This window comes from candidate division WOR-3 bacterium (assembly GCA_039802205.1).
GTDB lineage: Bacteria > Hydrothermota > Tepidihabitantia > SM23-42 > JAOAFX01 > JAOAFX01.
In genome coordinates, this window is the sequence record JBDRWD010000014.1 from 1 (window position 1) to 20,731 (window position 20,731).

The 20,731-nt window shown below is 39.0% G+C and carries 25 protein-coding genes; 11 read left to right on the top strand and 14 right to left on the bottom strand.

Features of this window, described 5'->3' with window-relative positions; all coding sequences use genetic code 11:
• Positions 1 to 262: 262 nt before the first annotated feature.
• From ABIL39_04565 to ABIL39_04580, 4 genes are read right to left on the bottom strand one after another with little or no spacing between them, the layout of a single operon-like run.
• Entirely contained in the window at positions 263 to 985 is a 723-nt protein-coding gene (locus ABIL39_04565) for an ABC transporter ATP-binding protein (GenBank protein ID MEO0165393.1), read from the bottom strand.
• 2 nt (positions 986 to 987) lie between these two features.
• On the bottom strand, positions 988 to 1,767 hold the full coding sequence (locus tag ABIL39_04570; protein MEO0165394.1) for an ABC transporter ATP-binding protein: 780 nt from the start codon (positions 1,765 to 1,767) through the stop codon (positions 988 to 990).
• A complete protein-coding gene (locus ABIL39_04575) occupies positions 1,748 to 2,689 on the bottom strand; it encodes a branched-chain amino acid ABC transporter permease (GenBank protein ID MEO0165395.1) in 942 nt (313 codons plus the stop codon). Before ABIL39_04575 ends, ABIL39_04570 begins: the two co-directional genes overlap by 20 nt.
• Before the next feature lie 24 nt (positions 2,690 to 2,713).
• Positions 2,714 to 3,598 (bottom strand): branched-chain amino acid ABC transporter permease, encoded by an 885-nt coding sequence (locus ABIL39_04580; GenBank protein MEO0165396.1) that lies wholly within the window; start codon positions 3,596 to 3,598, stop codon positions 2,714 to 2,716.
• An 80-nt stretch (positions 3,599 to 3,678) separates the two neighbouring features.
• On the opposite strand from ABIL39_04580, the gene ABIL39_04585 reads away from it, so the two are divergent.
• From ABIL39_04585 to ABIL39_04615, 7 genes are all read left to right on the top strand, one after another.
• On the top strand, positions 3,679 to 4,629 hold the full coding sequence (locus ABIL39_04585; protein ID MEO0165397.1) for an NTP transferase domain-containing protein: 951 nt from the start codon (positions 3,679 to 3,681) through the stop codon (positions 4,627 to 4,629).
• On the top strand, positions 4,616 to 5,032 hold the full coding sequence (locus ABIL39_04590; GenBank protein MEO0165398.1) for a LytR C-terminal domain-containing protein: 417 nt from the start codon (positions 4,616 to 4,618) through the stop codon (positions 5,030 to 5,032). The genes ABIL39_04585 and ABIL39_04590 overlap by 14 nt, the downstream gene beginning before the upstream one ends.
• Positions 5,013 to 5,357 carry a ribosome silencing factor gene (gene rsfS / locus ABIL39_04595; GenBank protein ID MEO0165399.1) on the top strand — a complete coding sequence of 115 codons (345 nt, stop codon included), beginning with the start codon at positions 5,013 to 5,015 and terminating at the stop codon, positions 5,355 to 5,357. Before ABIL39_04590 ends, rsfS begins: the two co-directional genes overlap by 20 nt.
• A 1-nt stretch (position 5,358) precedes the next feature.
• A complete protein-coding gene (gene argS, locus ABIL39_04600) occupies positions 5,359 to 6,930 on the top strand; it encodes an arginine--tRNA ligase (protein MEO0165400.1) in 1,572 nt (523 codons plus the stop codon).
• An 18-nt stretch (positions 6,931 to 6,948) separates the two neighbouring features.
• On the top strand, positions 6,949 to 7,416 hold the full coding sequence (locus tag ABIL39_04605) for a PTS sugar transporter subunit IIA (GenBank protein ID MEO0165401.1): 468 nt from the start codon (positions 6,949 to 6,951) through the stop codon (positions 7,414 to 7,416).
• Between the two features lie 3 nt (positions 7,417 to 7,419).
• Positions 7,420 to 7,764 (top strand): hypothetical protein, encoded by a 345-nt coding sequence (locus ABIL39_04610; protein ID MEO0165402.1) that lies wholly within the window; start codon positions 7,420 to 7,422, stop codon positions 7,762 to 7,764.
• 693 nt (positions 7,765 to 8,457) lie between these two features.
• On the top strand, positions 8,458 to 9,276 hold the full coding sequence (locus ABIL39_04615) for a hypothetical protein (protein ID MEO0165403.1): 819 nt from the start codon (positions 8,458 to 8,460) through the stop codon (positions 9,274 to 9,276).
• A 1-nt stretch (position 9,277) separates the two neighbouring features.
• Here the strand turns inward: ABIL39_04615 and mnmE are convergent, their stop codons facing one another.
• The 6 genes from mnmE to rpmH form a co-directional block, all read right to left on the bottom strand.
• On the bottom strand, positions 9,278 to 10,618 hold the full coding sequence (gene mnmE / locus ABIL39_04620) for a tRNA uridine-5-carboxymethylaminomethyl(34) synthesis GTPase MnmE (protein ID MEO0165404.1): 1,341 nt from the start codon (positions 10,616 to 10,618) through the stop codon (positions 9,278 to 9,280).
• Positions 10,619 to 10,622: 4 nt separating this feature from the next.
• Complete coding sequence (locus ABIL39_04625) at positions 10,623 to 11,237, bottom strand: Jag N-terminal domain-containing protein (protein MEO0165405.1); 615 nt, start codon at positions 11,235 to 11,237, stop codon at positions 10,623 to 10,625.
• Positions 11,238 to 11,306: 69 nt separating this feature from the next.
• Positions 11,307 to 12,791 (bottom strand): membrane protein insertase YidC, encoded by a 1,485-nt coding sequence (yidC, locus tag ABIL39_04630; GenBank protein ID MEO0165406.1) that lies wholly within the window; start codon positions 12,789 to 12,791, stop codon positions 11,307 to 11,309.
• Positions 12,781 to 13,074: a membrane protein insertion efficiency factor YidD gene (yidD, locus tag ABIL39_04635; protein ID MEO0165407.1), complete on the bottom strand. Its 294-nt coding sequence runs from the start codon at positions 13,072 to 13,074 to the stop codon at positions 12,781 to 12,783. The genes yidC and yidD overlap by 11 nt, the downstream gene beginning before the upstream one ends.
• The gene (gene rnpA, locus ABIL39_04640) at positions 13,028 to 13,375 is read right to left on the bottom strand and encodes a ribonuclease P protein component (protein ID MEO0165408.1); all 348 of its coding nucleotides are present in this window, start codon (positions 13,373 to 13,375) and stop codon (positions 13,028 to 13,030) included. The genes yidD and rnpA overlap by 47 nt, the downstream gene beginning before the upstream one ends.
• Before the next feature lie 13 nt (positions 13,376 to 13,388).
• The gene (gene rpmH / locus ABIL39_04645) at positions 13,389 to 13,523 is read right to left on the bottom strand and encodes a 50S ribosomal protein L34 (protein ID MEO0165409.1); all 135 of its coding nucleotides are present in this window, start codon (positions 13,521 to 13,523) and stop codon (positions 13,389 to 13,391) included.
• A 90-nt stretch (positions 13,524 to 13,613) separates the two neighbouring features.
• Here rpmH and ABIL39_04650 point away from each other — a divergent pair, with 90 nt between their 5' ends.
• The 4 genes from ABIL39_04650 (at position 13,614) to ABIL39_04665 (ending at position 16,355) form a co-directional block, all read left to right on the top strand.
• Entirely contained in the window at positions 13,614 to 13,922 is a 309-nt protein-coding gene (locus ABIL39_04650) for a hypothetical protein (GenBank protein ID MEO0165410.1), read from the top strand.
• A 240-nt stretch (positions 13,923 to 14,162) separates the two neighbouring features.
• Positions 14,163 to 14,576 carry an isochorismatase family protein gene (locus ABIL39_04655; GenBank protein ID MEO0165411.1) on the top strand — a complete coding sequence of 138 codons (414 nt, stop codon included), beginning with the start codon at positions 14,163 to 14,165 and terminating at the stop codon, positions 14,574 to 14,576.
• Positions 14,570 to 15,436, top strand: a complete 867-nt coding sequence (locus ABIL39_04660; protein ID MEO0165412.1) for an NAD(P)/FAD-dependent oxidoreductase — start codon at positions 14,570 to 14,572, stop codon at positions 15,434 to 15,436. Before ABIL39_04655 ends, ABIL39_04660 begins: the two co-directional genes overlap by 7 nt.
• Positions 15,420 to 16,355 carry a radical SAM protein gene (locus ABIL39_04665; protein MEO0165413.1) on the top strand — a complete coding sequence of 312 codons (936 nt, stop codon included), beginning with the start codon at positions 15,420 to 15,422 and terminating at the stop codon, positions 16,353 to 16,355. Before ABIL39_04660 ends, ABIL39_04665 begins: the two co-directional genes overlap by 17 nt.
• Positions 16,356 to 16,431: 76 nt before the next feature.
• On the opposite strand, the gene ABIL39_04670 is transcribed toward ABIL39_04665, so the two are convergent.
• The 4 genes from ABIL39_04670 to ABIL39_04685 form a co-directional block, all read right to left on the bottom strand.
• On the bottom strand, positions 16,432 to 18,498 hold the full coding sequence (locus tag ABIL39_04670; protein MEO0165414.1) for a T9SS type A sorting domain-containing protein: 2,067 nt from the start codon (positions 18,496 to 18,498) through the stop codon (positions 16,432 to 16,434).
• Positions 18,499 to 18,584: 86 nt separating this feature from the next.
• The gene (locus ABIL39_04675; protein MEO0165415.1) at positions 18,585 to 19,319 is read right to left on the bottom strand and encodes a protein-L-isoaspartate(D-aspartate) O-methyltransferase; all 735 of its coding nucleotides are present in this window, start codon (positions 19,317 to 19,319) and stop codon (positions 18,585 to 18,587) included.
• Positions 19,320 to 19,365: 46 nt separating this feature from the next.
• On the bottom strand, positions 19,366 to 19,665 hold the full coding sequence (locus ABIL39_04680) for a hypothetical protein (GenBank protein ID MEO0165416.1): 300 nt from the start codon (positions 19,663 to 19,665) through the stop codon (positions 19,366 to 19,368).
• A gap of 2 nt (positions 19,666 to 19,667) precedes the next feature.
• A complete protein-coding gene (locus ABIL39_04685) occupies positions 19,668 to 20,723 on the bottom strand; it encodes a tetratricopeptide repeat protein (GenBank protein MEO0165417.1) in 1,056 nt (351 codons plus the stop codon).
• Positions 20,724 to 20,731: the final 8 nt, after the last annotated feature.

Below are 20,731 nucleotides of genomic sequence, written 5' to 3' on the forward strand. Positions count from 1 at the left end.
TTCATTGCAATGGTAAGCAGTAGTTGACATGAGAAAAGAATTAAATATCATAAGGGGACATCTCGCTTTGAAATTAAGGGGACATTTTACCTTTGGAATAACAGAAAAAAATGCAGGGTACAATTAAGGCACATGGAACGAAGCTTTATCCTTATTTATGTGCACTTTCCCCTGATTGATGATTCAGATTAATTTGCTCAAATTTTTGGATAAATGAGGTTATCACACTAATTCGCACCTAAATAAGTGCGGAAAGTTTATTTTATCCGCCAAGGTATGCTTCCTTTACTCGGGGATTCTCATGTAGTGATTTTCCAGTACCTTCCATTATAACTCTCCCCGTCTCTAAAACATATGCATAGTGACTAATCGATAACGCCTTGTGGGCATTTTGTTCCACGAGTAATATGCTTGTGCCTTGAGCATTTATTTCCTTTATGATGTTAAAAATTTCATTTACTAAAATGGGCGATAAACCCATAGATGGTTCATCAAGCATCAAAAGTTTAGGACGGGACATTAAAGCGCGGGCAATCGCCAGCATCTGAAGTTCTCCTCCCGAAAGCGTCCCGGCAGATTGTGAAAGTCTTTCCTTCAGCCGGGGAAAGGAATTAAATATTCTTTCCATTGTATTTCGGATGATTTGGGAATCATTTATTAAATAGGCGCCCAAGCGTAAATTTTCATAGACAGTCAAATTTGCAAAAGGTTTTCTTCCCTCAGGAACATGAGCAATCCCCAATCTAGCAATCTTGTGTCCGGGGAGATAATGGATGGGTTTATTTTCAAATATGATCACTCCGGATTTGGGCTTTAACAATCCGGAAATCGTTCTTAAGGTAGTACTTTTACCAGCACCGTTGGCACCAATCAATGCTACAATCTCACCCTGGCATACTTTGAAGGAAACATCGTGCAAGGCTTGTATTTCACCATAAAATACATTTAAATTCCTTATTTCTAAAATTGGTTTAGTCCGCTCCATGATTACTCCTTACCAAGATAGGCTTCAATCACCCTCGGATCATGCTGGATTTCTTGCGGTGTTCCTTCAGCAATCTTTTCGCCATAATCCATCACATTCACTCTTTGGCATATTGACATTACGACCCGCATCTGATGTTCAATCAACAGAATAGTCAGGTTGAATCGTTCATGGACGAAATTAATCAGTTCCATAAGTTTTATGGTTTCCTGGGGGTTCATCCCAGCAGCAGGTTCATCAAGAAGAAGCAATTCTGGATTTGTGGCTAAAGCCCGCACTATCTCTAATTTTCTTTGCTCTCCGTAGGGCAAATTTTTTGCCAATTCATGGGCTTTTTTTGTCAAACCAAAGATGTCAAGAATCGCGTAGGCTTTATCTTCAATTTCCTTTTCTTGCTCTTTAAATCTTCGATCCCTTAATAGAGCTGAGAAAAGACCATACCTAACATCTTTATGACAGGCAATTTTAACGTTCTCAATGACCGTCAAATTATTAAATAACCGGATATTCTGGAAAGTCCGGGCAATGCCCAATCGCACGATCTGATAGGGTCTTAAACCATTAATCTTTAAACCCTTGAACCTAATCGTGCCAGCATCAGGAATATAAAGCCCAGTTATAAGGTTGAAGACCGTGGTCTTGCCAGCACCGTTAGGACCAATCAATCCTACAAGTTCATTTCTTCTTACTATTAAGTTCAAATTGGAAACTGCCTTCAAACCTCCAAAGTATTTGGTCAATCCATCAAGGACCAATAATGAGTTATCTTTCTCTTTTATCATTTGAAGTCCTTAAAAATTTAAATTCCATGCCGCTTCCTAATCCCATGGGCCTTAAAACCATAATGATTATCAAAAGAAGCGGATAGATCACCAATCGCCAATCAAGAATCTGCGGTGGAAGGACCACCCTCAATCCCTCAAGAAGAAATGTCCAGATTATCGCCGCAATGACTGTCCCAGAAATGCTTCCTAATCCACCTAAAACAACAATCAAAAGAACATCAATTGATTTCAAAAAATCAAAATTAGAAGGATGCAAAAAAGAGTAGAGATGGGCATAAAGAACACCTGCAACACCAGCGAAGACCGATCCAAAAACAAATCCCAGTGTTTTGTATTTGGTGGTGTTGACTCCGACGCAATCCGCCGCAATATCATCTTCTCTAATTGAAATACATGCCCTACCAACATTAGAAAAAACAAAATTTCGTATCACAATGATTGCGATAACAAAAAATAGATAGGTCAACGGAAAACTCGTAAACTTGGGTATGCCCAACATACCTCGAGAACCGCCGAGGGGTGGAATTAGGGCGTCAGCGTTGTCCAACAAGACCTTCACGATAATCCCAAATCCGAGCGTTGCAATGCCCAAATAATCAGATTTCAACCTCAGAATAGGGAGCCCGATCAAAAATGAAACCACTACCACAAGACTTATCGCAGACAGAAGACCAATAATAAAAGAGAAATATCCCCAATGAAGATTTTTTGTGATAAAAGCGGAGCAATAAGCACCTAATCCATAAAATGCAGCATGTCCCAGGGAAAATTGACCTGTATATCCGTAAATAAGATTCAAACCAAGGGACGAGATTGTAATAATCAAAGCAAATTGTATTATCTGAGTCCAGTAGGGATTGAGAATACCCAATGAGATAAGCACCATTATGACTGCAAAAGGTCCCAATATTAATCCCATAAGATGATAATTTTTTTTATCCATTTATACCTTTTCCACTTCCCTTTTTCCCAATAAACCACTGGGTTTTACCAATAACACCACAATCAAAATTGCAAAAGCAAAGGCATCACGCATTGTGGAAGAAATATATGCCGAACACATCGTCTCTATGATACCCATGATTACCGCACCCAGCATCGCTCCTGGAATTGAACCAATGCCGCCCAAAACTGCAGCAACAAATGCCTTTAAACCAGGCATGATGCCCATGAAGGGATGAATTTGAGGATAGGCGATGCCATAAAGGATACCACCTGCACCCGCCAGTGCCGAGCCGATGCCAAATGTGATAGAAATAATGTAATCTACATTTATCCCCATCAATTTTGCGGTATCCTTGTCATAGGAGACTGCCCTCATCGCCATCCCTGTTTTTGTCTTTTTGACAATAAGCTGCAAAAACAATAACAAAAAGAGTGCAACACCTATGACCAAAATTTGAATATTGGAAATACATACCGATCCCAATTGATAAATGCACACTTCAAAAGGCCGGGGATAGGCAAGATAATTAGGCCCAAAGACAAATTTTAAACTGGAAAAATATTCCAGGAAGAGGGAAACACCAATCGCGGTTATCAAAGCGGAAATGCGAGGTGCATTTCTCAAGGGTCGATAAGCAAGCCTTTCAATTATCACACCCAGTAATGCGCAACCGGCCATGGCGAATAGAATCGCTAAGGGGAAAGGGTAATGATAAACTGCCAGTGCAAAAAAGCCGAGATATGCACCTACCATAAAGACATCGCCATGAGCAAAATTAATTAATCGGACAATTCCATAAACCATCGTATAACCCAGCGCAATCAAAGCATAGACAAAGCCCAATTGCAAACCGTTGAGCAATTGTTGCAGGAAGTAAACCATAGGGATATTATATAGAAAAAAGCATTTTAATCAATATTCTCCTTAACTTGACAATTTTAAAATTTTGGATATATTTAGGTGTGATAATAAAAACTGATTTCAATCACTTTTCCACGATTATCCTTGCCGCCGGCATAAGCAAGAGAATGCATAGTACGATCCCCAAGGTGTTATATAAAATCTTGGGCAAACCTATGATTCAATATGTTGTTGAAATTGCGCAGGGGCTAAATTGCGAAGAAATAATTGTTGTTGCCGGTAAGAATTTAAAAGAGATGAAACAAGTATTAGGCGATAAAATTAAATATGCAATTCAAGAAATTCCCAGAGGGACCGGTGATGCAGCTAAAAAAGGTATCATCTTTGCGCAAAAACCGAATCTACTTATTCTCTATGGTGATGTTCCATTATTAAACAAGACAACGGTGCGTGAAATGATAATAAACCACTACCGTCAAGGGGCGGATTTATCTGTACTTACCTGCGAAGTTAATAATCCTGTTGGATATGGACGAATCGTAAGAAATAAAAGCGGTAAAATATTAAAAATCGTCGAACATATAGATGCCCATGCGGAAGAGTTGAAAATAAAAGAGATAAATAGTGGTATTTATTTTGGAAATCGAGAGCTTATTGACGAAGCGCTTAACCATGTCCGCACCAATAACAAACAAAAAGAGTTTTATTTAACCGATATTGTTCACTATTTGATTAGCAAAAAGAAAAAGGTTGTTAGTTTCAAAATCAAAAACGAAGAGGAAATTTTGGGTGTAAATACCAAATCTGACCTTGCGCGGGTCCGTGAGATAATTAAAAAGCGCTGGTTTGAAGAATTGATGTTAAGGGGTGTCTATATTGAAGACCCCAATTCCACCACCATCGATGTCACGGTTCAGATCGGTTATAATGTGCAGATAAGACCCTATACTCTGATTGAAGGGAATACGATAATTGAGGACAATGCAGTTGTGGGACCATTTGTTTGGATCAAAGATGGTAAGAAAAAAAGCTTGCTCTATGAAGACAGGTAAGGTTGGATTGATAATTCTAATATTGTTATTATTTCTGTTTGGCGTATCAATTATCTACATGTCCACACGGGAGGATCCGGAAGAAATATATAAAAAAAATAGCAATCTCCGGATCGAAGTTCTTAATGGCTGTGGAGTGAATCGTTTGGCTATAAGGGTAAGCGATATCTTGCGCGAAAAAGGGTTTAATGTAGTAAAAATTGGTGACGCAAGAAATTATTATCGTGAAAGCGTGGTTATTGAACGGTCTGACGAAAATATGGCCAATGGGAAATACTTTGCCCGAAGGATTAATTGCAAAAATATTGGCAAGGATGTAGATCCGGACCTCTATGTTGATGTTACATTGATTATTGGAGAGGATTATAAAAAGTTGTTCCCGGATGTCGAAAAAAGATTCTAACTTAACTCCCCTCCGCTTAGCCAAAGAACTTGCCCGCATAATTGAGGATAAGAAGGGCGAAGATATAATTATCTTTGATCTACGCGATATTTCCCCCATCACTGATTTCTTTGTCATCGCAACCGGTCTTTCGGATATACATAACCGGACAATTGCGGAATACTTAAGCGATTTTGCCGCTCCCGATCATATTGAAGGTTTAGAAGGAGGAGGTTGGATTCTTCTTGATTACATTGATGTCATCGTCCATCTTTTTTCCAAAGAAGCCCGTGAATTCTACGGGTTGGAAAGACTCTGGGGAGATGCTCCCCGGATAAAACTCTGAAATGATCCGCACCGAAATTAAAAATCTTCTCCAGGCACTGTATCCCGAAGAAACCATCATTATTGACAATGTCCCACCCGACAAAGAAGGTGATTATTCCACAAATCTCGCAATGCGGATTGGAGCGAAGCGAGCACTCCCTCCATTAAAGATTGCCGAAGAAATTGCCGGCAAAATAAAATCTTCAATTATTAGTAAAACGGTGATTTATCCTCCAGGGTTTGTAAATTTCATACTTGATCCTGCCTATGTGAAAGAAAAATTCAAAAAGACCGAAAAGTATAATATTGGTAATGGGCTTAGAGTAAATGTGGAATTTGTTAGCGTCAACCCTACCGGACCCATTAATATTGTCAATGGTCGAGCCGCGGCTTTCGGCGACGCTTTGGTGCATTTATTGAACTACGCTGGCTACCACGCGGATGCAGAATACTATGTGAATGACTGTGGGCGTCAGATTGACCTTTTGGCAGAAAGCATTATACAGAGGATGAATCAACTTGCAGGAAAGGAATATCATATTCCAGAGGACGGATACCACGGCACATACCTCATCCCGCTTGCTCAAAAGTTTCTTGACGCGAATATCGTTGACCCTGAAACTATCAAGACGGAAGCTGTAAATTACTTTTTACACCAACATCAGGAAATGCTTGCTCAGTTTAGGGTCAAATTCAAGAATTGGATACGGGAATCTGAAGTACGCAAAAAAGGTTATGTGGACAGGGTGATGACGACCTTTAAAGAAAAAAATCTTACTTTTGAACAAGATGGGGCGTTATATCTTAAAACCACCTCCTTCGGCGATACCCGTGACCGGGTCATAATTACCAGTGACGGTCGGTATACCTATTTATTGCCCGATATTGCCTACCACCTTTATAAAATTGAACGTGACTATCAATTTTTAATCACCATCCTTGGTCCCGACCACCTCGGTCAAGTCCGCAGTCTATATGCTGGCTTAAAAGCCCTTGACTATTCAGAAAATATGCTTAAAATTATTATTGTGCAGGAAGTAAAGTTAAAAAAAGATGACCAATATATATCCATGTCAAAACGTGCAGGTACCTTCATTACCCTTGACGACCTACTCTGTGAAATACCGGTAGATGTATGCAGATTTTTCTTCCTGATGCGTTCGAGCTCGCAACACCTTGATTTTGACCTCACTCTCGCCCGTAATGTCTCTGAAGAAAACCCAGTCTACTATGTGCAGTATGCCTATGCCCGAATTATGAGCATAATAAAATTCGCCCGGGAACAAAACATCGTTTTGACACCTGATGCGAATTTGGATTTACTAAACGAGAAAGAAGAACTGGCTTTGATGAAATACGTCTTGCGCTTTGATGAGACTGTGGAAGACGCAGTAAAAAACTTTGAGCCTTTTATACTAACATATTACTTAATTGGTTTAGCCCGAATCTTTCATCATTTTTATCAAAAACATCGTGTAGTCACCGAGAATAAAGATTTGACTAAGGCGCGGCTGTTTTTAATCAACCGGACCGCACAGGTCTTAAGAACCGGTATGGAACTGATTGGTTGTTCCTGCCCTGAGAAGATGTAAAAAATTTAAGGAGGTTAAATGAACCTTGCAAGTCTTTTATCCCGAGAGCGAATAAATTTGGAATTAAAATCGACAAAAAAAGAGGAAGTATTGCGAGATTTGGTATATATGATAAAAAGTAAGACCGATGCTGAATTGATCTACAACACCCTCTTAAAACGGGAAGAACTGGGTTCCACCGGCATCGGGAAGGGCATTGCTATTCCCCATTGTCGCTCGTTAGCGGTAAGTAAGTTAGAAATTGCTGTGGGACGAACTCTGAAGCCCATCAATTTTAATGCGATTGATAAAAAACCCGTTTCATTGTTCTTTCTAATCATTGCCCCACCCCAAGATCCAGGAAATCAATATCTGATTACTTTGGGTAAAATCGTCCAGATTTGCCGTGAATTAAGCAAGGGAAACTTAATAAACAAACCTCAAACACCGGATGAATTTATTGCCCTGATAAATGAAATAGAGAAAAAATTGACAAAAAAGAGGTAATTTATGAAAAAAGAGATAGACATAATGCGATTATTAAAGCGACTTTTTGATCTTGATAATTTAATTGCCGACAAAGAAGCAGATAAAAAGATCGGTTTCAAAATTGATGAAGAAGTGGGGCTATTGAGTCTCAAAAGAGAACGGGCCAACCTTCTAAAAGAAATTCCTAAAGAGTATGCCGATACTTACGAACGGGTGAAAAAACGTTACACTTTAGCCCTTGCTGAAGTAAAAAATGGATTTTGCTTTGGCTGTTTTCAACAGTTACCTACCGAGATGCTTGTGCGGAGCAATGAAATTGTAACCTGCCCTAATTGTGGGAGAATTCTATTTTGGCGTGAAGAATAAAGTTTAATTCCCTATTAAATTTTTTTGTGCCTCAATATGAAAAAATACCATGTACTTATTTATTTGGTCATCACATTCTTTTGGGTTTTAAACTTTGCAAATTTAAAAAAACTACATCTCATTGATTGGGATGAGGGGGTCTTTGCCCTTCAGGCAAAATGGCTGGCAACAATGGGCGCCAATGGTAAACCTTTCAATTTCCAGACGCCGCCACTATTTCAAGGCTTAATTGCGTTATCCTTTTTGCTTGGAGGCAGTAAACCCTGGATTTTACCTATGCTCTCAGTTATCTTTTCGGGCTTGAGTATATATGTGCTTTTTCACCTAGCGCGGAATTTGTATAATGAAAAAGTTGGCTTTATTGCAGTGCTTCTTTTCGCGACTTCAGAATTTTTCCTTTTTTTCTCCAAATCTGGTCTTAGTGATGCAACTTTTGTTTTCTTCTTTTTAAGTGCAATATATTTTTTTCACCAAAGTCTCACTCATGAAAGTAGCATTAATTATTTGGGTTGCAGTTTCTTTACTTTTCTTGCTTGTTATACCAAATACACAGGTCCAATCTTATTTCTGATTTATCTCCTTGTTAGTCTTTGGTATCGAAGAAAAAAAAAGTTCAACTTTTATTTCTTAATAATTGTTCTTCCCCTGCTGTTGCTTATCCCGTATTATTTCATTTTTTTAAAATTTATTTCAATGCAAAATATTTTCCAGCGCCATGGGCACCTTCTGGGTATCAACCACTTAAAATTTCTATATTATCTATTCCGGTTTGCACCAACGATTTTTCTTACTAGTCTCTTTTACCCCCTAAAAGAAAAACACGATTATTTTATTTTGATTATTCTTACAACATTTTTTGTGCCTTTAGGGTTTTATTATCCTTACTTCCGACTTGCCTATCCTTTAATACCAATTCTCACAATAATATCCAGCCGCTTTATCTATCAATTTAAAAAATCACAATTTCTTTTAACGGCGATGGTTGTTATATTTAATCTGTTTTTAGGCTGGAATACAATTCTTTTCCATTCTGACTTCCCAGTTTTTCTTACACACCGCATTGACAAAATCTGCGAATCCTACGGTGTTAATTATGTAATAGCCGCTGTCCCTCCCAACATTCTGTTTTACATTCCCGGCAATATTATTTTAATTGAAGAAAATCTCCCTAAAATAGCACAAAATAGTCAAAAATTTGGTTTGAGCAAAAGAAGGATAATAAAAAGAGAAGAAAATTTCCTTCAAAATGAAGAGTCAGTTCTATTCCTCCATTCTTCGATTTTTGACGAGATAGAAAAAGAACTAAAAAGTCTAAAAAATCCCCCGAAATTAGAAGAGGCATACGAATTTATTGATGCGCCAGTTTACTATAAAGACATTTTCAATAAATTAAAAGAAGTAAAACAAATTTATAAAATCTCTCTATTTACCCTTTCAACCTTGCCACAGGCTGAGCGTAAAATTTTAGAAAAAATAGCTTTTAAGTCCGGCGTTACCGTGATTCAGAGATGAACTATTTCCCGATGCAAAATTCTTCAAATATTCTGTCCAATATATCTGCCCGCAGAACCTTACCGGTCAGTTCACCAATTATCTCCAAAGCATTATGTAACTCATACGCGATTAATTCAGGTGTGGTGTTTTTCTGGACCGCCTCCAGGCAAGAAGAAAATCTCTTTAATGCATCAATTTGTCGTTGTCTGAGGATAAGTTTATCTTCGGATACCGTGTAAGAAAGGAGACGTTTTTTAATAACTTGTTTCAACAATTCGATATTTTCACCATGTTTTGCCGAAATTTTTACGGCGTCTGATAATATATTACTTTCTTTCAAAACCAAGTTAAGGTCAATTTTGTTTATTACATATATCTTATTTAAATTTTGGGTTAATCGAAAAAGTAAAGTATCCTGGGAATTCATCGGTTCTGAACCATCAAAAATTAGCAAAACCAGGTCTGCACTATTTAAAATCTCTCGACTTCTTTGACTGGTAAGGCGTTCAAGTTCACCATTTGAGGAACAAATGCCGGCAGTGTCAACCAATCTGATCAAAATGCCGTCCAGTTCTATTTTCTCTTCAATGAAATCACGTGTTGTCCCTGGTGTTTCATGAACAAGTGCCCGATCGTAACCAAGGAGCCGATTAAAAAGCGTGGACTTGCCTACATTAGGTCGTCCCGCAATAACCACTAAATAACCCTGTTTAATCTTTATTCCTTGCTCAGCGTTTTTTAATATCTCCAAAACTTCCCGATGCATCTCTGCAACCTCATTCACTATTTTTTCATAGTCTACGACACTTTCTTCCTCTTCTGGAAAATCGATTGTCAGTTCTAACTTGGTTAAAAGGTCAATAATCTTTTCCCTTTTTGCCTCAAGATATTTTGAAAGTCTGCCTTCCAGGTGATAGAGAGCAGTGCGGCGTGCCAAATCGCAGGATGCATAGATTGTTTCCAAGACGGCTTCTGCTTGTAGGAGATCATATTTGTTGTTTAAAAAAGCGCGTTTTGTAAACTCGCCTGGTTGAGCCAGACGGGCACCTAAATGTGTTAAGATTTTAATTATTCTGTCAACGATTAAAGGATTTCCATGGCAGGAAATTTCCACCACATCTTCGCCTGTATAAGAATTGGGGGCAAAATAAACCGTCGCCACCACATAGTCAATTGTTTCTTGGGTCTGTGGTTCAATGATTTTGCCGTAATACGCATGACTTGTTTGAAAGATCGATATGTTTTGGGCAGAAATAAATATTTTTCTAAAAAGGTCAATTGCCTCGTCGCCGCTCACACGAATTACGGCAATACTTGAATAACCTACGGGTGTGGCACAGGCAACGATAGTTTCACTCACATTTTTATTCCCCTTTTTCCGAAGTTTCTTCGGTAGCCGGGGCAATTATGACTGTCCGGCTACTACCGCGACCAATGGTATATAATTTAACACCCTTTAATTCGTTTATACGATTGGCAACAATCCTTTCCTCCCGAGGTGTAAGAGGATCAAGTGCCATTTCTCTGCCGGTTTGAATAACAATGCGAGCAATGGCTTCAGCTTTTTTACGTAAAAGGTTAGTCCGTCGCTGGCGGTAACCGTTGACATCAACGAGTAATTTTATATTAGAGTAAAACCGCTTAACAAGGCGGGAAATTAAATATTGGAGAGCCCACAAATTTTCTCCGTTTTTTCCTATAAGGAGTGTATCGCCGTGACGGGTTTTGATGTTGATCGTGTAACCCTGTTCATCCTTATTGACGCTGACATTAACCTTGAAACCCATATTGGTTAAAATATAATTGGTGAGAATCTGGAGATATTGACGAGGCTCTTTAATTGATATTTTGACCTTGGTTTCAGTTTCAGTCTGAGCAAGAATTTCATAGGTTACCTCATCCAGGGTAACCCCTAAAGTTTTTATTCCCTGCGTGAGCGCATCATTCAGGTCTTTTCCTGTAGCCTCAATCATCTTCATTTATGCCTCCTCTTTTTTCATTTTTTTAATTCATCTGACTCCCATCGGATAACCCGAGGGTCTTAATATCTAACCCAAAACTTTTCTCTTTATCAAAAAATTTTCTAACAGTGAAAGAAGGTTATAGCCAAACCAATATAACTGCAATCCAGAAGGAAAATTTAGAAAAATAATTATCATTATCAAGGGCATCATAATCACCATAAACCGTTGTCGGGGATCAACAGTTGTTATTAGTGATTGCAAAAGCATTAAAACCCCCATTGCGATGGGTAGAACATAATAGGGATCCTTAATTGATAGATCACTAATCCAAAGGATAAAAGGTGCCCGGCGAAATTCAATCGCCGTGGTCAAAACTTGATAAAGAGCAATAAAAATTGGAAACTGGATGAGCAAAGGTAGACAACCGGAAAAGGGATTAACCCGATAGACCTTGTAAAGGTGCATCATCTCACGATTCAATGTCTGGGGATCGTTCTTAAACTTCTCCTGGAGCTTTTTCAGTTCCGGTTGGAGCAGCTGCATCTGTCGCTGGGAAATTATCATCTGCCGCGAAAGGGGGAAGAAAATTATCTTAAGAAGGAAAGCAAAGATAACTATTGCCCATCCATAGTTTTTAACGAATGAATAAAAAACATTTAGAATCAAGATAATCAGACGTGCAATCGGTCCCCAAATTCCGCCGTGCTCAATCTGTTCGTACCCCTTTTGATACTTGGCAAGAATGCTAAATTTTATCGGTAACACTAATACTGAAACACAAAAAGAAGAGTTGGCTAAAACTTCAATACCGTAGCGATTAACATTGCCGCCAGCTGCGCAACTCACGAATGCACTATAGATTTCACTATTTAATTTGGTAAGGCGGTAAAAATCAGCTGACCCGGCGTTTGCCAAGTTATTTACAATCAGCACAAAGTATTTGGTGCGCAGAGCAATCCACTTCCAATCGGAAGACAATCGATATTGGTTTTGGATTTCTCCAACAATGCTCCGGAACTTTTTGTCTTGCACATAAACATTAAAATATTTCAGGTCGTCCCGCTGATTTTTTTCTTCGGTTATTTTTAATCCCGCTTTCAAACTAAGAATATGGTGTATGGTATCAGGAAAGTTGACTTTAAGTACAAAACCATCTTCATGGAAGTAATAAACCTTCTCATATTTTTTGCCTCTTACATACGTCCAAAATATAAGGGAATCACCAAGTAGTGAATATTCAAAGAATGTCTTGATATCGCCAATTTTAGTATCAAATAATAAACATCTTTCCGGCACCAACTCCGCCTCGTAACGCTTTATGTAAAGGCTTTTTATACCCCCCCCTTTGGTGGTAAATGTCAAGCGATAATTATCGCGTTCAATAAGAATTGTATCACCTGCTGATAGTTCATCAGTAGTATTAGAAACAGTTTCCTTTAGAGAATCCTTTGCCTTCGCTTTTTGCATTTCAACATTAGAACCTCGCGGGCTGGTAACAAAACTCCAGAACAGAAGAATTATTATTATCAAAATAAAAGCCACAATTAATCGCTGCTGCTCATTCTCCATCTCTTTCTCCCTTTTCAAAAAAGAGAACTGGATCATAACCACCGGGGCAGAAAGGATTACACCTAATTATCCGATAGAGGCTCAATAAACCACCTTTCAAGATTCCAAATCTTTTTATTGCTTCGATCGCATAATGCGAGCAAGAGGGTGTAAATCTGCAAGAAATAGGTAGCAAAATTCCTAGTGTCCTTTGGTAGAGTTTTATTAACCAAATAAAAAGTTCATTAAGGTACTCGCTAAATTTCATGGTCGTGCCGTTCCTTTTTAAAAGCTTTGAATGCATCTAAAATACGCTTGGTGTCAAGCAATCCTTTGGCATAAAAAATAACCGTTAAACCCATAAAAATCTCCTTATTCATTCGATACGCCTCCCTTAGCAGCCTCTTCATCCGATTCCGATTAACCGCGCCTTTGATTTTCCCGGAGGCGAAAAAGCCGATTTTCGACTGCGGACTGGGTTTATATATAATCACTAAATCATCAAACAAAAATCTTTTGCCCGTCAAAAAAAGTTCATCTATTTCTCTCTTATGCCGAATAATCGCATTTTTATTTATTCCAAATTTAGCTTCAATTTTCGGCAATCTTCTAATTTATTTAAACCACCAGACGTTTCCGGCCCTTCTTTCTTCTTCGACTTAAAACCTTTCTGCCGGCTTTGGTTTTCATACGCGCACGGAAACCGTGTGTTTTTTTTCTTTTTCTGCGACTGGGCTGATATGTTCGCTTCATAAGGTTATTATATGCAAATTTATCAAAAAGTCAAGAGAGCCTTAAATCTTTAAATATTGACTTTTCTCACAATTTGATTATAATCCTATTATGCCGATTGATAGTGGTTGGCGAAGATTAATTCCCGAACAACTGAAAAATGCCCCGGATTATCCCGGGGTGTTTGAACTTTCCGATATCCTACAAGATATTGTTTACATAGGCTATACACAAAGTCTGGCACAAACTATCCAGTTAATATATGAGCGACGCGACCCCGATTTTAATGTTGCAGCATTTTTTAGATTTCAGACTACTGATGAACCCGAAATTATGTATCGGAAACTCATTGAAGAATTTAAACAAAAATATAATAAACTGCCTCCAATAAATCAAAAAAAATCTCCCGGGGATGGATAAAGAAAATTATTTCACTTCTAAAAACATTTGTATTAAATCAAAAAAATTCTTACAAAAACTTAAAGCATTTTACCGGTTTCCCAGAATACGATTTAGCCCCGATGCCTCTGCCTTGCTCATTATTGATATGCAGCGTTATTTTCTGGAGAAAGATTCCCATGCATTTTTACCAGCGGCGCTGGCCATAATCCCCAATATTAAAAAACTTATCTCTATTTTTAGTAAAAAAAAAGACCGATTATTTTTACACAGCATATCAATACAAGAAGAAACGCCGGAATGCTTAAAAAATGGTGGAATGATATCATCACCCGGGATAATAAGAATTACCAATTAAGCCCAGCCTTGTATGTTTCCGGGGCACCCGTAATCATAAAAACGCAATACGATGCATTTTATAAAACAAACTTAGCAAAGCTTTTAGAAACACAAAAGATAAAACAACTGGTGATAACCGGGGTGATGACTAACCTCTGTTGTGAGACAACGGCACGGAATGCTTTTGTTCGTGGTTTTGAAATATTTTTTGTTGTTGATGGGACCGCTACGCAGAATGAACTGATGCATTGGGCAACCCTTGTCAACCTTAGCTATGGTTTTGCTATTCCAGTTCTTACTGAAGAAATAATAAATTGTTTCAAAAGAAAATGTTAAAAACCCGCGTCGCTATCATCGGTGCTGGCCCGGCGGGAATTGCCTGTGCAATACAGCTGAAGAGAAGCAAAATTGCCTTTTTGATATTTGAAAGAGAAAAACCAGGAGGACTGTTGCGCAATGCCAATTTCGTTGAAAACTATCCAGGATTTCCAGATGGCATAAAAGGTGAAAAACTCGTCGCTCTTTTCCAACAGCAGTTGCAAAATAATAAAATAAATATCATCAAGGAAAGTGTGGAAAGAGTAAAGTATGAAAAGACTTTTCTAATTGAGACCTCAAAAAATATTTACCAATCAGAATTTTTGGTTGTAGCCTCAGGGACTAAGCCACGCATGTTAGACCTTGAGATCCCCCAGGCAGCAAACTTCCGAATATTCTATGAAATAATCAAGATTAAAAAATTGAAGAATTCCCGTATTGCGATCATTGGGGCTGGGGATGCAGGTTTTGATTATGCCCTCAGCCTTAGCAAAAAAAACAAAGTCTGGATTTTAGACCGTGCAGAGAAACCAAAATGCTTACCATCATTGTTTGATAAATGTATGAAAAACCAAAGAATAGTTTATCTTAAGAATTTTGCAGTGACTGGAGTTCGATTTATTGACAACAATCTTATTTTATCGTCTGATAACAGAACCTTGAGTGTCGATTATATGGTAGTAGCTATCGGCCGCGAGCCGAATCTTGATTTTCTCGAGCAGTATACAATTAAAAGTTTAGAAGGAAATAAAAAGCTTTATATGATCGGCGATGTAAAAAATGGACCATTTCGTCAGACAGCCATCGCTGTTGGAGATGGAATTAAAGCTGCTATGGAAATAAGCAGAATGTCTTTAAATTATGAAGGTAATCAGTAAGATAGGCCGCGAAGATATCGCAATCGTTTACATTGCACAAACCATCAGAGGAATACCAACGGAATTTGTTGAATCAGTCCAACCACCCCTCCCGCGCACCGATAAGTGGGTTTTGATTGTATCCACCCTTTACGGTTGTCCAGTAAGGTGCAAAATTTGCGATGCTGGAGGATTCTATAAAGGTAAATTATCAACTCAGGAAATAATAGACCAGATTGATTTCATGGTAAGAAACCGCTTTCCTGACCGAAAAGTTCCAGTCAAAAAATTCAAGATTCAGTTCGCCCGCATTGGTGAACCGGCTTTTAACGATTCGGTTCTTGAAGTCCTTGAACTACTACCTACACTATATGATGCCCCTGGACTCATGGTCTGTATCTCTACCATCGCTCCGTTGGGCAAAGAAAGATTTTTTAAGGATATGTTGAAAATAAAAAAGGACCAATATTTTGGCAGGTTTCAATTACAATTCTCTATCCACACTACCAATGAACAATTGAGAGATTGGCTTATTCCTACAAAGAAGTGGAATTTCAAGCAAATAGCCGATTATGGTGAAGTATTTTATCAAGATGGTGAAAGAAAGATTGTGTTAAATTTTGCCCTTGCCAAAGGTATGGTAGTGGATGAAAATATCCTTTTGAGATATTTTAATCCTGAGAAATTTATCATAAAAATTACACCGGTAAATCCTACCATTAATGCCCGTAAAAATAATATCTTATCCCAGATTATCACGGAAGACGAAAAAAATGAAACCATTGATCGCCTAAGAACAGCCGGATATGAAGTTGTTTTAAGTATAGGAGAACTAGAGGAAAATAAAATCGGTTCAAATTGTGGGCAGCATATTTTAAAATTCTTAAACGAAAGACCAACGATGATTGAGAGTTATACCTATCCTGTGAGAATCGTGTGATTGCCTTATCCCTATCCCCTTAAAAAAGAAAAGGGTACTTTTAAGCACCCTTTTCTTCAAAATGAACTAATTCACTCTATCTTAAGAGAACGGCCTTCCTGGTGAAGCTACCCTGTTTTGAATCTATCTTTAGGAAGTAAACACCAACAGGTACAGGTTCATTATTCCGATCTTTTCCATTCCAAATCAGCTTGCCATCAGCTGTACTTTCGAGTTCGTTTATCTTCTTGCCGAGAACATCGTATATTTCAAGATGTAATACTTTTTCTAAAACCAGAGGTGCCCTTATTGGATTCTGTATGCGGATGTTAATAAAATTATCCGTTTTGGTCTCTTTCACCGGTACTCCCAGTGTGCTTAAAATCATGACTCCATAATACTCAGGATTATCCCATTGAGAGGAAGGCATGGTCGTAGGCCAGATACCATAATAATTATCACCAGGCTGGTCTAAAACATATACATAAAAGGCAACTGTATCTGCAGTCGGGGATACTGTGTAATACCATTGGAGAGCCCCCTTCTGCACCCAAGCTTCAAATTGCATATGTCCTGATACCGTACTGGAGCGAGAAAAACCGTTACCTGATGCCCATCTCGTCCAATAGCTTGGTATTGCACGATAAATAGTAGAATCGACATTAGAAACCACAGCAAACCAATGATTACCTTCTGATGAATCACCAGCCCATGCCCGATCAAAGTTTTCATCCACATAGAAACCAACCTGGTCATAATCGGTTCTTGCCGACGCCGGAGGTATATCAACTGCATAGTAGACATATTGAGAATCGTGTTTGCAGTAGAGAATTGCACTCCCTGCTGGTCTGGGAACCCCATATTGTCCGAGAACATCCGAAATATCCCAGACTAATGCATCACTCCATTCTGCTGCTTGGATATTACCATCAATCGTTGGTACTGTCTGACGCCAGGGCACGATCAATGTGTCCTTAAGATTAAAGGAAATTGTAGTTTGACTTGTTGTATCATTTGCCCGGTTGTTATCATTTGGTAGATTTGTGAACATCTTTATCCGATAGTTGGTACCTACTGGTCCAACTATCCAGTCTGGACTAAATGTGACCAGTGCTGTATCATTTCCGGGTAACGGACCTTGATAGGTGAATGATTGTTCATAAACACGAACACCAGCAGAGTCAATCCAGCAGTGCACTGGAATATTGGAAATTGGGGTGGTACTGAAATTCCTGATGCGTGCAACAGGTGCCAATGAAGAGCCAGGATTTACTGCGCGGTCGGGTGTGCGAATCGCATCCACACCTACATCGTTAGGAGGAAAGTAAAGTCGGATACAAACAACCTCGTCCGGCGTTCCCTGATTGAGATAAAGTAAGAAAGTATCCCGCCACATTTCACAACCACCGGCTACCCCGGTGATTTCTGGTATCACCTGCTCATCGAGTTTTACCAATCCAGGATAACTGAATTTTGCAATCTTGCCCTGCTGGGCACCTGTTTGAACCGACATCCATACAAATCCATTTGCGTCGTAAGCGAGACCGTATGAGGTATCGATATTTGCTATTGATCTTGCCCCGTAGGGCGTTGTCTTATAAAATTGCCATATTGCACTGGCAAAATTCGCTGAATAAAGTGAATCACCCGGATTCCACGCCAATGCCCGGTGTGGATTCAAACCTGTCCCTGGAGCAAAAGAACGTACTACAGTCCGACTGGGCCAATGAATAACACGGACATTTGCATCATAGGAAGCAAACACCGTATCGCCCCGGGAGGTCATATCACGCCAGCCCCAGTTATTCGCAGGTACCCCGGGTTGATTGAAAGAATCTATAAGTGCAAGAGTTCTCAAGTCATAGACATAAATTTCCGCAGGATCACCAGTGGAAAATCCACCCTCGGAAACCCATAGAAGTGTATCACCTACCGGGGTTAAACCAACATGATAAGTATCAGGTAGCGAAATACGCCATTCAATTGAGTAAGGAATAGAAAGTGTAAACGGAAGCCTCTTTAGATTTCCTTTGGTTTCCAACGGGGTATCAGTTATCTGAAGAATCTGTGAATTCGTGGTTGGTGTTAAGGCTGGACCGGTTTCAGTGCCGAAGAGTGGAAGCAACAATGCTATCACTCCCCCAAGAACTATTTTGTACTTCATATCACACCCCCTTTTGGTTATATTTATAATGATACCTAGACTATGGTTAATTATATATAAAAATAATAAATTGTCCATCAATTATTTTACTCCCGGATTTTCCCCTGCATAGGAACAAATCGCACTGGAATAAGTTCTTGTTTTTCTAATTTATTTTTCTCTTTTCGGTAAAGAACGAGCATCTGCCACTCGTCACCCTCTGGCACGACGAGCCGGCCTCCTGGAGCAAGTTGCTCAATTAAGGGTTCAGGAACCCGAGGAGCAGCACAAGTTATTATTATCGCATCAAATGGTGCTTTTTCAGGCCAGCCTAAAAAACCATCACCGCATTTTACATGGATGTTCTTATAACCGAGCCTTTCCAAACGATTTCTTGCAGAATTCGCCAATTCCGGAATGATTTCGATTGTATAAACCTCTCTCGCAATTAGGGCAAGGACTGCTGCCTGATAACCTGAACCGGTGCCAATTTCGAGTACCCGTTCATTACCCTTTAATTCCAAGACTTCCGTCATTAATGCCACAATATAAGGCTGAGAGATGGTTTGACCTTCACCAATCGGTAATGGACCATCCGAATAGGCATATTTTTCATATTCCTTAGGGACAAATTTATGGCGCTCAACCTTTAGTAAGGCATTTATCACATTGGAATCTTTAATTCCCCGTGCAACTATTTGTTCTTCAACCATTTGGCGTCGTGCCTGCTCATCCCACCCAACACCTTTGTGAGTATTTTGGTGGCAATTAACGACGAAAAGAATTATAAAAAATATCCTCAGAAAATTTGAAATCTTGTTATTCAATTGCTCAATGACCATGAACCTAAAGTTTTAATCCTTAGATTTCATGTGATTGACTGTAATTTTAAATTTTTTCAAACTTTATTTTGATCAATCCTAAATTGGCGTCTTTTTCGGCAATTAGGAAAAGAACACCTTCTTCCTTTGCCCGGAGGAGAAAAACGATGCTGTCGGTATAAAAAATTACTGAAGATTTTTCCGCTTTAAAACTCTTTTTCAGCTGGTTGACAATTTTTGCTGCCATTGCACCAAATTTTTCTGGATCATAGCCATGAATAAATTGGCTGTTAACGATAAATCCATCAAAAGTCGCCAGACCAGCGCCCAGAACTTTAGGAATTTTAGTCAGCTGTCCCAAATCCATAATTACCCCAATATCTTGCGTATTTCTTCAATAATGCGGCGGGCATAAACAAAGATTAATCCTGGTTTTGCTTCTGGTTGGGTGATTATACCTAATAATGATTCACCCGCTGTGACCACACATATCGTCTCATCACTCTTCTCGAGAATAAATCTATCTAAATGTCCAACTTTCAGAAATTGAAAAGCATTTTCAGCTTCATTAAAAATACCTGCAAGGAGTGCTGAGATTTCTTCGATGTCTTCTCTTCCCTCGTAGTAATTTTGAACGAGTAATCCATCGCGGGCGAGGATAAACGCCCCCTTAACTGTTTTTATGCCGAGCAATTTTTTCATTGGTTCGTTAAGAGAGTCAAGCGGGCTTATCTTTTCTACTACCTTCTCTTCCAAAACCGGTTCGAATCCAATTTCCGGAAGAACCGAGGTGGTTTCTAATTCTGTACGCATGACGATTTCTTTAGGCGGGGTTATCTCCTCAGATTTCGCCGGTTCTACAACTTCAAGTTTGGATTCGGGTTGGATTTCGGTCTCTACAACAGTTTGTGGTTCAATTTTCTCTATCAATTCTTCAATAGGGAGCCGTGGCTTAATTTCTTCCTGAGGCACCGCCACCATTTCCGGGATTATTTTACTCGTCTCCTCTAAAACCCCAGGTGTCTCTTTTGTACTTTCCACAAGACTTGGTTTTGGTCGGAGCAATTCCAATTCTTGCTTTGCCTCTTTATTTTCAGGATTTATCTTTAAGGTAGCTTCATAAAATTTGATGGCCTTTTCATAATCACCGAGACGCTTGTAAATATGGCCGAGATAAAGATTTTCGTTTTCGCTTTCCTTCGCTTGTTCGTATATTTCTTCCAAAATTTTTTGTGCCTGTTCAATATCACCTTTTAGATAATATGCCCGGCCCAAGATAATTTTGCCTAAGGTATAATTAGGATTTCGACTCAAACCATCTTTAAGAATGGAGATTGCTTCATCAATCATTCCCGATGTTAGATAGACATCAGCCAGGGTCGCAAATATCAATGCCTTGGAATCCATTGCTAATTCATCGGCCATTGGCTATT